Below are 13581 nucleotides of genomic sequence, written 5' to 3' on the forward strand. Positions count from 1 at the left end.
CCGCTCACAATGTTAAGCTTGCAGGACGGGCGACGCTGTCGAGGCGGTCCCGAATTGCTAATACGGAATTGTCTCACCCAGGTAGTTGCAGAAGGTGAAGGAAGAATCTGCGGGTGAACAGATCAACGCACTCAACCCTACCGCGGAAACCTCGACCTCAATATCAGCCTCCTCCCCACCCATATCTGTCTTCACCCAACCTGGATGAGCAACGGTAACTTTCACGCTCGGGATTTGAACGGACAGGCTGCGAGCGGCCGAGGTCAATGCTGCCTTGCTTGACCGGTAGAGCCAGTGATCGCCAACCGAGTTTAGCTCGACCGATCCCATGACCGACCCCAAAAACATGAGATGCTTGAGTGAATATTGATGCGTCTTAGCCAGCTCCTGCCCCAAGGCAACAGGCGAAACACTATTAGTCAGAAACAAATCAACAATCGTCTGCTTATTGAGCGTCTCGTCGACATCTTTAGGCATCACACCGGCGGATACGACGACAATTTCCACGCCAGCTAAGTGGGCGCTCGATACGAGTGAATGGCGCGACTGAGGATCATTGAGCTCGAGCGGAAGCCACAAGGCATCGCTGCTACGTTGGGAACCATCGCGGCTCGTTGCTATGACGTTGTAACCCTGTGTCGAGAGTGCGTGAACCAGCGCTAAGCCAATACCTCTGGAAGCCCCGACAACCAAAACTGTCGAAGATGATAGACCATTCATGATTTATTTTCCGGGCTATGCAGGCTCTGGCGACATCGTCAGAGCCTGCCGGTTCAGTTTTCTAACGATAGGCTGCAGCGCCTTTTTCTGTGACCCAACCAGCGGCAATATCTTTTGCCAGTGCTTGGCGGTCGCGCTTGCGCGCATCACCGTAGCCCCCCCCACCTGGGGCGACGACGATAACTTGGTCCCCTTCATAAACTACCGCATTCGAAAATTTCGATGCTGAGACCTTACCGCTGTCTTCTTGAAAATCCTTCCAGGCCTCCGAGCCCTTGCGGCGAATATGCAGACTACCGCAACCTCCGGACTGGCCCTTGAAGAGACCCCACGGCGCAAGCTCCTGTCGATCGGACATGAAGGACAGTTTGAGTTCATCAGCAAGGCACGTCATCTTCTTGCGTAAGGCAAGTCCGCCGCGAAACTCGCCGGGACCACCCGTGTCCGGAACAAACTCATGCGCATCAATGCGCCAGGGAAAACGGGTTTCAAATACCTCAACGGGATTAAGGCGCGAGTTGCCGTTAATGGCGTTGCAAGCACTATTCCCGTCCGCATGGCTACGCCCTCCCCAGCCGGGTGTCGATAAATCATAGCAGACGACGTACTCATCCGTCCGGGAGTTTTGCCCCCCAAACAGGAAGTTTGAATGCGTGCCGCCATCCGTTGCAAACGCCCGTTCCGGAACAGCTACTGCCAAAGCACCGATAACAGTGTAGCAGATCCGGATATGCGTCTCGGTGTTACCTCCGACTTCAGGTGCCGGGTAGTTGGCATTGACCACGAGGCCAGGAGGAGCGACGACCCGTATAGGTCTGAAGCAGCCCGAATTTTTCGGGATGCTTGGATCCGTTAGGTGTAAGATCGCGTTATAGGACGCCGATAGCGCAACAGACAGCACGCCGTTGATTGGCCCTTTCGCCTGCTTGTCAGATCGACGAAAGTCCACCACGATTTCATCATCCTGGACGAAGACATCGACCGCGATTTTGTAACGACGCTTCTCGATCCCGTCGTCTTCCATATAGTCTTCGAAGCTGTAGACGCCATTGGGAAACTCACGTAGTTCAGCGCGCATCCGGGCCTCCGAATAGTCTAGAAGACTGTCGGTCAGTTCGGTAAATCGTTCGAGGCCAAACTCTTCGATCAGGCCCCTCAGACGCTGTTCACCAAGTTCGACGGCGCTGATCATCGCCCGGAAATCGCCGAAATTCTGGCGCGGAGTCCGGTAGTTCGCGAGCATCAGGCGCCACACATCCTCTACGTCCTTGCCCTTGCGCCGAATTTTGATCGGCGGTACCCGTAAACCCTCGTGGAAAATCTCTGTAGCTTCGCCGGCAAACGCACCGGGAACCATGCCTCCCACTTCCGCAACGTGACCGATCGCGACGGAGTAACCGACAAAGACCTTGTCGACAAAAACCGGCTGGATGAAGGTGTGCTCGGGGGTATGCATGCCGCCGCGGTAGGGGTCGTTATGCACGATCACGTCGCCTTCCTCGAGGGTCTCGACCGGAATTTCCTGCGTTATCGTTTGAATAACGAGAGGTAATCCACCGATCATGGAGGGCTGAAAGTCGCCGGTTCCAATCAGGTTACCCTTGGCATCAGCAAGACCGCAGGTGAAGTCGAGGCCTTCGTTGAAAATCGTCGAATACGATGTCATCATCAACGTAATGCCCATTTCCTTCGCGATCTGGACGAGACGCCCGTCCAGAATACTCATTTGAACCATATGCTTGGCAGCGATTTTTTCCATTTACTTCCCCCCTGTTTCTGCCAGGCGCCTTTGGGACGCGACTTCCGATTCCCGCTTCATGTCCCAATCGACGCACCAGTCGGAGCAATACTGCTTGTTCGCGCCGTCGGTGGTAATACGGATAGGGGAGCGATAGAGCAGAACACCGCAGTTATCGCATTTGGTGTATTCTTCGAGATAATAACCGTTGTCGGAGAATTTCATCGCGCTTGCCTTTCTGAAACATGGAGATTGCCGTAGTCGTCTACGTGCATTTCTTGATCTGGATGGAGCACAACAACGGAGACGGCTTCTTCAATGACAGCCGGTCCCTGAATAGCGTCGCCGGCGAAAAGTTCTTCCCGTCGGTAGACTGGCGTATCGTGACGTCCCTCGTCATAACCAACCGAACGCATCGATACCGGCTTTGGGGCACTGGTGCTTTGAGCGAGCTTCGGCACCTGCGGTTTCCCGAGCGTCTCATATGCGGTTACATTGAAGTTGACGATCTCTATGAACTCACCGGGAATATTAAAACCAAAGCGGTCTTCGTGGGCTTTGTCAAAACTTGTCCAAAGCTCCTTTGCTGTCGCCTCGTCGAACGATGTAAAGCGCAGCGGAAGAGAGAGCTCATAGTTCTGGCCGTGATACCGCATTTCCACACGACGTTCGATGTCGATGCTGCCTGTAAAGCCTTGAGCGTGCATTTGCGCGAGGCAATCGTCCTCAAGCTCCTTGAGCAGTTGGGTTGCACGGGCGAAATCCATGCGGTTCGATGTCATTTGGACCGTACGTTGCCGATCCACGCGCGCGTCCGTTGCAGTGAACCCGAATGCAGAGAACTGGCCGGGATGGACCGGAATAATCGCCCTGGACATCGACAGATCTTTCAACAAGTCACAGGCATGGACCGGACCTGCCCCACCGAAGAACATCAGTGAGAACTTATCGGGAGATTCACCCTTCTCGATCAAGACGCTTCGAACGGCGCCAACCATATTGTTGTTAACGATCTTGATCACCGCCAAAGCCGCCTCATCGACGGTCATGCGTAGTTTCTCCGCAAGCCGGGCAATACCTGCGCGTGCACCTTCCATGTCAAGATTGACCGTGCCGCCGAGGAAATTGTCCGGGTTGATACGGCCAAGCACAAGGTTGGCATCGGTGACAGTCGGCTCAGTGCCACCACGGCCGTAGCATATGGGACCAGGACGCGAGCGCGCACTCTCTGGCCCTACACGCAGGAGACCACCTTTGTCGATCCAAGCGATCGAGCCGCCACCTGCACCGATCGTGCGGACATCAAGCATCGGCACCTGGATTGGAATGCCCCATTCGACTTCGAAATCTGTCGTGATGGAAGCAGATCCGTTCACAATCAGTGAGCAATCGGTAGATGTGCCGCCCATATCAATAGTAACGAAGTTCTTCTCACCAATGAGGCTGCCGATGAACTGGGCGGCAACGACACCTCCTGTCGGCCCGGACAAAGTCATCTGCACTGGCGCGTCACAAGCTCCTTTTACAGTCGTCTGCCCCCCATTTGATTTGGTGACAACAACGCGCGCGGCGCCAACGGCATCCGAAATACGGCTTTCAAGCTCACCTAGCTGCTCAGTCACGATTGGCTTCACGTACGCATCTGCAATCGTTGTCGACGCACGCTCGTACTCCTTCCATTTGGGGAGCACGTCATAAGAAATCGAGATGGGGAGATGAGGGAAACGCGACGCAAGAAAATCGCGCGCGGCGATTTCATGCTCCGGATTTATGTATGAAAAAAGAAAGCAAAGGGAGATCGCTTTAATTTCCGGTTTTGCTGCAATCGCATCGGCGACTTTAGCGACGCTGGCCATGTCGAGAGGGGTAATGACATTACCGTCACAATCAATGCGCTCAAGCACTTCGAATGCATTCGACCGCTCGATCAGTGGCTGCGGTTTGACCCAGCGCGAATTGAAGTGGAAGCGGCGATTGCCGCGTTGGATGAAGGGCACATCGCGAAACCCTTGGGTGGTTACGAAGGCAACTTTCGCTCCATTTCGCTCAAGAATTGCGTTGGTCGCGATAGTGGTTCCAAGCCGGATCCCGGAGATCTCTTCACCTGCTGGAAACTGCTTTAGGCCGTTGAGAATCCCGTCAGACGGGTCACCAGGCGTAGAAAAGTCTTTCCACACCGTTACTTCACGACTTTGCTCGTTGTAGGCTACGAAGTCAGTGAAGGTACCACCGACGTCAATTCCAAGGATATATGTCATTGCTCTTCCCACTTTCTAGTTCTTGGCGATGCTCTCTCGAGCCTGCGCGCTGGTGCGTTTGGATCAGTCCTCATTCGGAGTGTTGATCCCAGCCATGAGATGAAGAAGTTCGCCCTCGCTGGTGTCGCTTGCCTTGACTGTGGCCACGATCCTCCCGCGCCGAAGCACAAGAATCCGGTCGGCCGTGGTCAACACGTCGCTCAGACGGTGACTGATCAGGAGAACAGCAACACCTTGCTTGGGTAAGCGCCGGATAAGGTCAAGGACCGGCTGGCCCGCCGAAACTGAAAGTGCGGCGGTCGGCTCGTCCATGATCACAAGCTTGGGGTCGTAAGCGACGGACCGAGCTATCGCGACCATCTGTCGTTGCCCGCCTGAGAGCGCAGTGACAGGCTCCCTCAGGTTCGGCAACTTGACGTCGAGCATCGTCAGTAGGCTTTCCGCCTTTCGATGCATTTCGTCGTGCGCCAGGCGCCGAAAGCCCAAGGGCGATCGCTGGACGATTTCCCTTCCAAGGAAAATATTGGCACAGATATCAAGATTGTCGCAAAGGGCGAGATCCTGGTAAACCATCTCGACACCGTGATCGCGCGCCCAAGTCGTTGAAGAGCTCTGTACCTGGGAACCCCCAATCCGGATTTCGCCGGACGATGGTGCGACGTCACCCGCAATCATCTTCGTCAATGTTGACTTGCCCGCGCCGTTGTCACCGACAAGTCCGATGATTTCGCCTGGCATGATGTCGAAACTGACCCCACGGGTGGCTTCGACTGCGTCGTAGTTTTTGCGCAGGTCTCTTACCAAAACTGCGGGATTATTTGCTGTCTGGATCATCTCACTTCGCCTTTTGTTGTGCGGCATGGTCGGCGGTGACCGCGACGATGAGCAATGCGCCGGTGATGATCATCTGGTAGAAGGTATCAACGCCCGCCAGGCTAAGCCCATTTGTGATGCTTGCCATCAGAAGGGCCCCCAGAACTGCGCCAACGACGCGACCTTCACCGCCGAACAAGCTCGTGCCTCCGATGATCGCCGCACTGATGGCGCTCATGTTCACGAAGAGTCCGACGCCGGGAGGGCCGGCATCCAGCCTGGACGTTTGGACGATAGCCGCTAGCGCAGACAGTGCGCCCATCAGGCCAAACAGCGCCAAAATCATGGTATTCACTTTGATACCGGCGCGCTTTGCCGACACGGGGTTTCCGCCAATGGCATACACATATCGGCCAAAGCGAGTGTTCTTCGCGGCATATTCCATAGAGAAGACGATGATCAGCAGTAGTGCCAATGGATAGGGAATTCCTTGGGTCCAAGCAAATACCCAGATGGACATGCCGGCCGCTAAAAGCGTCAAGCCGAGAACCGCGATGCTAACTGGGCGCAAAGTGCGCTTCTGCGGCCCGAGGAAACCTGTGTATGTCCGCAGCCACGTGAACACATAAAGCGCGCTAAGTGTCAAGATGGCGGTCAGACTGATCCAGCTGGGAAATTCCCCATTGCCGATTTGATAAAAGGTGTCGCCGGCGCCTGACAGGGTTTCCGCCCCTGAGACAACGTAGGCCAATCCCCTTAGCCAGGAGAATCCGGCCAACGTGATAATGAACGACGGAATGCCGAGTTTTACGCGCAAGGAACCCTGAAGTAAGCCAATGGCGATACCCACAACGATAACCAGCAAGATGGTTGTGATCGCATCTAATCCATGTTTCTGCATCAACTGCATGGACAAGACACCACATAGAGCGAGCAATGATCCGACGGACAGATCAATCTCGCGCGCAACGAGAAGCCATGTCAGTCCTGCGGCCATCAAAGCGGTGATCGTAGCCTGGACGGCTAGATTAGAAAGGTTACGCGGGCTTATGAAGACACCGGTCCACGCGTGGAAGCCAATCCAAATTGCCACGGTGGCAGCGACAAGGACGATAAGCCGCCACTCGGCGCGCTCGGCCTCTCTGGATTGCTTTTGTGCTTCGGGTAGAGCTGACGAAGGCTCTGCCACGCCTGCAGTAGAATTTGTTCCCATTTTATTCTATCTCCGGTCAAAACGGGCAAACAGCCGCCGTCGCCGCGAGCGCAAGCTATGCGGCAGCACGATTGATTGCGATTTCCAGTCGGAAGGTCGAAACGGCTTCTGCCGCGTTCCCTTTATTTTTTGTAACGTTAAAGTAAATGACAATGCAGCAGCTTGTCAATACACAGCGGGGCAATTCGCATTAGGTATATTGTTTATGAATCAGTTACTTAGGTAAATCGCCCGGTTTTTTTCTAACCGCCCGATTTATAGCGGATCAAAAAGCTTTAACGTTACAAGTGCGTGTCTTTGACCGATCCTCTACCACAAAAAAGCCACCCGTTTTTCAACGGGTGGCTTTTTTGGGGAGGCAGTTTTCGTTAAAGAAGGGCCTCTGCGCCTTTGGGCCATTTTTCCTTTGGAACGCCTTCCAAGACGGCCTTGGCGTCGACGTAGACCGGGCTGTACTTTTTCAAGTATTCGACCATATTTTCGCGGGTGATGTCGCGGTCTTCGACCGGCATATAAGGGATAGTGACCCCATTGCCGGCGTCGTAGGTTTGCGTAATACCCAGATCTTGCCCCTTGGCTAGTTTGACGGCAAGTTCGCCGGCGATCGTTCCCATCTGGTCGAAAAGAGTAAAGCTTGATAGCGCCATGTTACCCAACAGAATGTGTCGGCAACCCTCGACCGTGGCATCTTGGCCAGTCACAAAGACCTTCCCCGCTAATCCCGCCTTCTGCAGCGCACCAATAACACCTCCAGCCATGCCGTCATTGTTGCAAAGGAACCCTGCGACATCGTTATTCGTCGACGTCAGACAATCTTCCGCCTGACGGCGCGCAGCATCTGGATCCCACCCATCGTGGAAAAGGTGGCTGACAATCTTCAATTGACCCTTGTCGATCAGGGGCTGCAGGATATCGTAGTATCCCTTGGTGATTTCCTCTGCCACCGTGTTGCCAGCCTGGCCGGACACAATAATCCAATTGCCCTTGAGCACACCGGCCGCCAACGCGGCGTTAGCAGCTTTTTGACCCACTCCACGGTTATTTCTCGCGACATAGACATCGACATCCTTTGATGGAATCGCGGTGTTGTAAGCGATCACAGGTACGCCCGCGCGCTTTGCCTTGCGCGCCATGTTGACGCCCGCTTCAGCCACGACAGCAACAATCGCAAGGGCGTCTACGCCCACGGTTAAAAGGTTCTCAACATCGGATAGCTGCTGTTCGACTTTAAAATCCGCCTGGTTGGTGATCGGTTTGAAGCCACCGGCCGACACCGCTTTTTCAAAGCTCGGGCGATCGAGATTCTTCCACCGCGGAACCGTATATGTCTCCATGGCAAAACCGATGTTCCCGCTCCCCTTGGCGAAAACTACGCCGGCGCCACCAAATGCAGTTACAGCAGCAATGCCCGCAGTAACGCCCATAAACCCACGCCTAGTGGTCTTCAGTTCATTTTTCATGCTCGTTCCCCTTTCTTAAGTTATCTTTAACGTTAAAATTAAGATCGACCGACGCAATCTGTCAAGGGGCACGGGCTGCATCTGTCAAAGAAATTTATTATTCTTCCGTTTCAATTAGATAACATCATTCCTCAGATCAAACTCAGCTGCCAAGACGGTTGCATGGACCGAAGCAAGCCATTTAACGTTACAATCTGTTCGCGCGTTAATTCGAGCACGGTTCCTAGGTGCTAGGTGCTAGGTGCTGCATTGCAGCGCGGCCAGATTTTTGTGTAAAGATAAATGTAGAAATTCATTCAGGATGCAGCAGTGCCCCGTCGCAAAAAGCAAGAAGTAACGCTGAAGGATGTCGCGGCCGCGGCCGGTGTTTCCGTGATGAGCGTCTCAAACGTCGTAAACGAGCGCTGGGATCTTGTGAGCGATCGGACGCGTGCAGTGATAGAAAAGGAGATCAAACGCCTCCAATATCAGCCCCAAATGGCAGGCCGCTCCCTGAGAACCGGAAAAACCAACACACTTGGCCTGGTGGTTCTTCAAGGAGAAGACGGCGTGCGTCCTAACCGGCGAGCGCAAGCAATCATCGCCGGATTTTTAGAATCGACCGCAGGGCACGGATATACCGTAAGCCATATCTTCAGGCGGCACACCACAATTGAGACGGCTATCGCATCCCTATCCCAGCGGGTCGATGGCATCGCTATGCTGATCGACCAGAGTATCGAAGTGCGCAAGAAGGATGTGGCGATACTTTCATCCTTTGGCATTCCCATCGTTGAATTGGAAGGGTTAAGACTCGTCGAGTTGGAGGATGCGTGCTCGGTTTATGAAAGAGCAGATATGCAGATAAATGCACTGGCAACATCGCTCTCAAAATCATTGCCAGGCAATGTATACTTTCTGAATGGCAAAGAGCACAACGAGCACGCCGTGCGCCGTTATAGGTTGCTGAAAGCTAACCCGAGTTTACGCCACTTCCATTTTCATAATACGCAGCTCAGATCCTATCTTGATGTTGATTTGGATAAAACGGCAGCGATTTTCGTCTCGAACGAAACAGATTACTGCGACCTGGTCATCGCGTTCGCGTCAAGCGCACAAAGCCGACTGATATCAAAGATAATATGTCTCGATACCGATGTAAATTCGGCTGGAATTGATCGCCAATCAACTATTCCCGGCTTTCAAACTGTGGCATTTCGCGTTGGAAACGTTGGAGGGAACGCCCTTATCGCCCGGCTACCATCGACGACATTCACCTATCGCCAAATCGGTGTCGATTGCGGGGTCATCTTGCCTGTGCCTAACAAACCAGAAAAATAAACTATACCAAATTATTCCGCACCTAACCAAAACCGGCTCCACGGAGAGAGGTGGCTCGTTTGTCTGAACTGTTTCGGGCTTTTTGCTAAGTGGATTTCCGCCTCGATTCTGCAGCCACCATCATTGGTGCCAGCGCGTTAACGTAGGCCTGATCCGGCGTCTGGCTGCCCAGGAATGAATGCGGGCGTCGGCTGTTGCGAAACGTCACGTATCGGCGGAGGCCAGAGCGTGCCTCGATCATGGTTTTGTTGGCGTGGAGGTAGATCTCCTCCAATTTGATCGATCGCCTGAGCGCAGGCCACGATGCGTTCTTAAATGCATCCATCGTTCGCGGGCATCCATTTGCCCCATAAAAAACTGTGTGTGGACATCTCTCGGACGAACGTGATTTTTCTTTGGTCAGAGAATGCGGTTAAATTCCGTCGTGTGCCCGGCCAGTTTAAGTGCAATCGCTCTAGATGCTGGGGTCGTGAGGGGTTTCGGTCAAGAACGCCTGACCGTCTAGGCCCCATCTCTCCTCGCAAGCGCCAATATCGCCGGATGTCTCAACGGATTGAATGACCATTTCTGGACCCCTTGCATGCATGGTGAGCATGCAAGTGCTAAACCGAGTCTTCAGCTTCATTCCCATTGTCTCGCTGACATGGACGCCATCCTGATCCTTGAACACTTCCTTCTTGTTGCTCGGACCGGCGTACAATTCCCTCTTTTGAATAAACCAGCGCAACGTTTGCCTGTCGCCGATTTTTTTCACAGTGTCAGGTGCGCCGAAGGTAGCTATGGCGTGCGCGCTCGTCATGCCAACAAAACGCGCACCAACGTCCTTTCCTGTCGACGTTGTCGAACACCCCGCCAATCCAGCCATCATCAATGCGAAGGTTAGGTTCAAGGGATTAGCCACGGCCGTACGTCCGTGCGGAATAGTGGGTGATTACCTTTTCAATCGCCGACGCGATTTGCAAGAGATGGCGCTCCTCCAAGCGATCGGTCCACCACATGCAGATCGTTTCCTTGCAGGCAAGCTCGGCCTCGGGGCAGAGACTGCTGTCGTAATCGATCTTGCGCACTCCTTTGAGCGTGAATGGCCAGCCGGAGTCGCCGAAGGTCTTGTGCTCGCGGATGACGGGGTAGCGGTAGAGCGGGATCTGGCCGGGATAGCCGATGAAACCGTCGATACCTTCGGCCGCGAGCGCCTTCATCACCTCGGTGACGGGGGCGGAGAGCTTTGTCGGATCGAGACGGAACGAGTAGAAGAAATAGACGCCGACGGTGCCTTCGAGCGGCAGAACCGGCCGCACATCGATGCCGGCCAGAAGCTCGGTAAGCCGGTCGGCGGAGGAAACGCGCGCCCCGACGAACTGTTCGAGCTTCTTCAGCTGTTCCAGGCCGACCGCCGCCTGCAATTCGGTCATGTGATAGTTCGGTGCCAGGAAAAGGTGATTGCGCCCGCCGCGCTCGCGCGGCCAGCCCTTGTCGGAGCAATGGCGAAGGCCGCGGCCAAACTTGCCGTCCTCATTGGTGATGACCATGCCGCCATCGCCCGTCGTCATGTGCTTGGACTGCTGGAAAGAAAAGCAGGCGACATCGCCGAACGTGCCGCAGAGCTTGCCCTTGTAATAGGCGAGATGGGCCTGGGCGCAGTCCTCGATGACGACGAGCTTATGCTTTTTGGCAATCGCCATGATCGCCTCCATATCGGCCGGATGGCCGTAGACATGGGTGACCATGATCGCGCGGGTGCGCGGCGTGATGTTGGCCTCGATCGACGCCGGATCGATATTCTGCGTGACCGGATCCACATCGGCAAAAACGGGGATCGCCAGCTGCGCGATGACAGGGATAGCCGTTCCCACGTCCGTTACCGGCGAAAGGATGATCTCGTCGCCGGGCTCCGGATTGAGATAGATGACGGCAGTGTGCAGCGCCGCCGTGCCGTTGGCGACGGCGACGGCGTGCTTGACGCCATACTTGGCTGCGAAGGCCTGCTCGAACTCCGCTGTCTTCGGCCCCGTCAGGAACGAGAGGCGTCCCGACTTGATGACCTCTGTCAGCGCTTCGATCTCCTCCTGGCCAAAGGTGCGGCCCGAGGTGTCGCGGAAGCTCGGCAGCGTGCCGTCGATCGCGCGCGGTCCGCCATTGATTGCCAGATCCTGCATGTCATCTCTCCGAAAATAAGAATTGAGGCCGCGCGAAGCGGCCGAGGTGGTCAGAGACCGAGAAAATTGGCCATCAGCTGAAGCTGGTGGTCGAGCATGTGGCGGCCCAAATGTATACGGCATCCGGTCTCGCGGGCAGCCTGCAGCAACGGCGTGATCTCCGGCTCCATAATGACTTCGGCAACCGTCATGCCCTGTTCGAGCAGCGATGCGTCGAGTGGTAGCGGATCCGTAGCATTCATGCCGAGCGTAGTGCCATTGATGACGAGGTCGTGGCCGCGCGGATCGGCGGTGCCGATCGCCACATCGAGTGCCGGATAGGCACCCTTAAGTTTTGCGGCAAGAGTCTCGATCTTTTCCACCGTGCGGTTGGCGAGCGTCAATCTCGTGATGCCTGCTTCTGCGAGGGCGAAAGCGATCGCGTTGGCGGCTCCCCCTGCCCCGACCAGATAGACGCTGCGGCCGCTCACCGCGATATCCTGATCGCCGAGGCCCTCGACGAAACCTATGCCGTCAAGCTGGTCGCCGATCAGGCGGCCATCAGGCTTGCGGCGCAGCACATTGGCAGCGCCGACGGCAAGCGCCTGCGGGCTCACCTCGTCGCAGAGCCGGATGATCGCCTGCTTGTGCGGAACGGTAACGATGGCGCCGTCGAAGCTTTTCAGAACACGCAGGCTGGCAACGAAGCTTTCGAGATCGGCGGGCGCCACATTCAGCGGCACCATCACGGCATCCCTGCCGCGCATCATGGCAATCCGGTTGATGCCGGGAGGGGCTTTCACATGTTCAGTCGGATGCGCGAGAATCCCGAGGACCCTGGTGCGCCCGGTAATTTCAACGATCTTGGGGTCTTCAATGATTGACATAGTGTTGCGTCCTCACTTGCCCCAGGAGAGTGCCAGCGGATTGACATTCTGCGCAAGCTCCAGGAGCCCCGCCCGGCTTGCCGGGTGCAGCGGCTCAAGCGGATGGCGGACATGATCGGACTTGATGACGCCGCCTTCCATCATGACCGTCTTGGCGGCCCTGAGCCCGCATTGGCGGTTCTCGTAATTGATCAGCGGCAGGATATGCTCATAGGCCTTTGCCGCCTGCTGGCGATCGCCTGCCTTGTGATGCTCGATGACGGGGCGGATCAGATCCGGCAGCATGGCGCTCGACATGACACCGGTGGCGCCGGCATCGAGGTCGGCCATCAGCGTGATCGCCTCTTCGCCATCGAACGGGCCTTCGATCGTCTCGCCGCCAAGCTCGATGAGCTTGCGCAACTTGGCTGCGGTGCCGGCCACCTCGATCTTGAAGTAGCGAACGAGTGGTAGATCGCGCGCGATACGCGCCATGAAATCGGTCGACAGCCCAACACCGCTGAGCGGTGCATCCTGGATCATGATCGGAATGCCCGCAGCATCCGCGACTTGGGCGAAATGCTCGCGGATCGATGGCTCATCGAGCTTGATGCCTGCCCCATGGTAGGGTGGCATCAGCATGATCAATTTTGCACCGCGCTCAGACGCGTGCCGTGCGCGCGATGCAGCGATCCGGGTGCTGAAGTGACTGCAAGTGACCATAACGGGCACGCGGCCTGCGACATGGGCAAGGCTGAGCTCGGTCAGCTGAAGGCGCTCCTCGTCCGACAACAGGAACTGCTCGGAATAATTGGCTAGAATGCAAATACCATCGACGCCCTGGTCGATCATGCAATCGAGTACGCGGCGCTGACCGCCGAGATCTATATCTCCCGCGTCGGTGAAAGGCGTCGGTGCCACCGGGAAAAGCCCGGAATAGTGTCTATCACTCGCCATTTTTGGAAATGCCCCGCAAATTTTTCTCGTAGCTCAAGTCTTTACTTGACTTCCGGAGGTCTATCACGAATGATTTTTGCACGCAATACTCATTTGGGAGA

Annotated in this window: 12 protein-coding genes and 1 pseudogene; 1 reads left to right on the forward strand and 12 read right to left on the reverse strand. The window is 55.6% G+C overall.

Features of this window, described 5'->3' with window-relative positions:
- Positions 1-57 precede the first annotated feature (57 nt).
- The 7 genes from GA0061101_RS26065 to GA0061101_RS26095 form a co-directional block, all read right to left on the reverse strand.
- Positions 58-720, reverse strand: coding sequence for an SDR family NAD(P)-dependent oxidoreductase (locus GA0061101_RS26065; protein WP_092575673.1), 663 nt, complete (start codon positions 718-720; stop codon positions 58-60).
- Between the two features lie 61 nt (positions 721-781).
- Entirely contained in the window at positions 782-2479 is a 1698-nt protein-coding gene (locus tag GA0061101_RS26070) for a hydantoinase B/oxoprolinase family protein (RefSeq protein ID WP_047558380.1), read from the reverse strand.
- Positions 2480-2683, reverse strand: coding sequence for a hypothetical protein (locus GA0061101_RS40330; protein WP_047558377.1), 204 nt, complete (start codon positions 2681-2683; stop codon positions 2480-2482).
- Positions 2680-4716, reverse strand: coding sequence for a hydantoinase/oxoprolinase family protein (locus GA0061101_RS26080; protein ID WP_047558374.1), 2037 nt, complete (start codon positions 4714-4716; stop codon positions 2680-2682). The genes GA0061101_RS40330 and GA0061101_RS26080 overlap by 4 nt, the downstream gene beginning before the upstream one ends.
- Before the next feature lie 63 nt (positions 4717-4779).
- Positions 4780-5577 carry an ATP-binding cassette domain-containing protein gene (locus GA0061101_RS26085; protein ID WP_092575676.1) on the reverse strand — a complete coding sequence of 266 codons (798 nt, stop codon included), beginning with the start codon at positions 5575-5577 and terminating at the stop codon, positions 4780-4782.
- Positions 5552-6742, reverse strand: coding sequence for a sugar ABC transporter permease (locus tag GA0061101_RS26090; protein ID WP_092575678.1), 1191 nt, complete (start codon positions 6740-6742; stop codon positions 5552-5554). The genes GA0061101_RS26085 and GA0061101_RS26090 overlap by 26 nt, the downstream gene beginning before the upstream one ends.
- Positions 6743-7110: 368 nt before the next feature.
- Positions 7111-8202, reverse strand: a complete 1092-nt coding sequence (locus GA0061101_RS26095; RefSeq protein WP_092575680.1) for a sugar ABC transporter substrate-binding protein — start codon at positions 8200-8202, stop codon at positions 7111-7113.
- A gap of 309 nt (positions 8203-8511) precedes the next feature.
- Here GA0061101_RS26095 and GA0061101_RS26100 point away from each other — a divergent pair, with 309 nt between their 5' ends.
- Entirely contained in the window at positions 8512-9522 is a 1011-nt protein-coding gene (locus GA0061101_RS26100; RefSeq protein WP_052212402.1) for a LacI family DNA-binding transcriptional regulator, read from the forward strand.
- 85 nt (positions 9523-9607) lie between these two features.
- Here GA0061101_RS26100 and GA0061101_RS26105 read toward each other — a convergent pair.
- The 5 genes and pseudogenes from GA0061101_RS26105 to GA0061101_RS26125 form a co-directional block, all read right to left on the reverse strand.
- A pseudogene (locus GA0061101_RS26105) lies at positions 9608-9814 on the reverse strand (hypothetical protein); the annotation flags it as partial.
- Positions 9815-9976: 162 nt separating this feature from the next.
- Positions 9977-10411: a hypothetical protein gene (locus GA0061101_RS26110; RefSeq protein ID WP_141694121.1), complete on the reverse strand. Its 435-nt coding sequence runs from the start codon at positions 10409-10411 to the stop codon at positions 9977-9979.
- Between the two features lie 4 nt (positions 10412-10415).
- Positions 10416-11678, reverse strand: coding sequence for a DegT/DnrJ/EryC1/StrS family aminotransferase (locus GA0061101_RS26115; RefSeq protein WP_162732586.1), 1263 nt, complete (start codon positions 11676-11678; stop codon positions 10416-10418).
- 50 nt (positions 11679-11728) lie between these two features.
- On the reverse strand, positions 11729-12544 hold the full coding sequence (locus GA0061101_RS26120) for a shikimate dehydrogenase family protein (protein WP_047558356.1): 816 nt from the start codon (positions 12542-12544) through the stop codon (positions 11729-11731).
- Positions 12545-12556: 12 nt separating this feature from the next.
- The gene (locus GA0061101_RS26125; RefSeq protein WP_047558353.1) at positions 12557-13480 is read right to left on the reverse strand and encodes a dihydrodipicolinate synthase family protein; all 924 of its coding nucleotides are present in this window, start codon (positions 13478-13480) and stop codon (positions 12557-12559) included.
- Positions 13481-13581 lie beyond the last annotated feature (101 nt).

The sequence above is a fragment of the Martinezella lusitana genome, assembly GCF_900094565.1.
In the GTDB taxonomy this organism is placed as follows: Bacteria; Pseudomonadota; Alphaproteobacteria; order Rhizobiales; family Rhizobiaceae; genus Rhizobium; species Rhizobium lusitanum.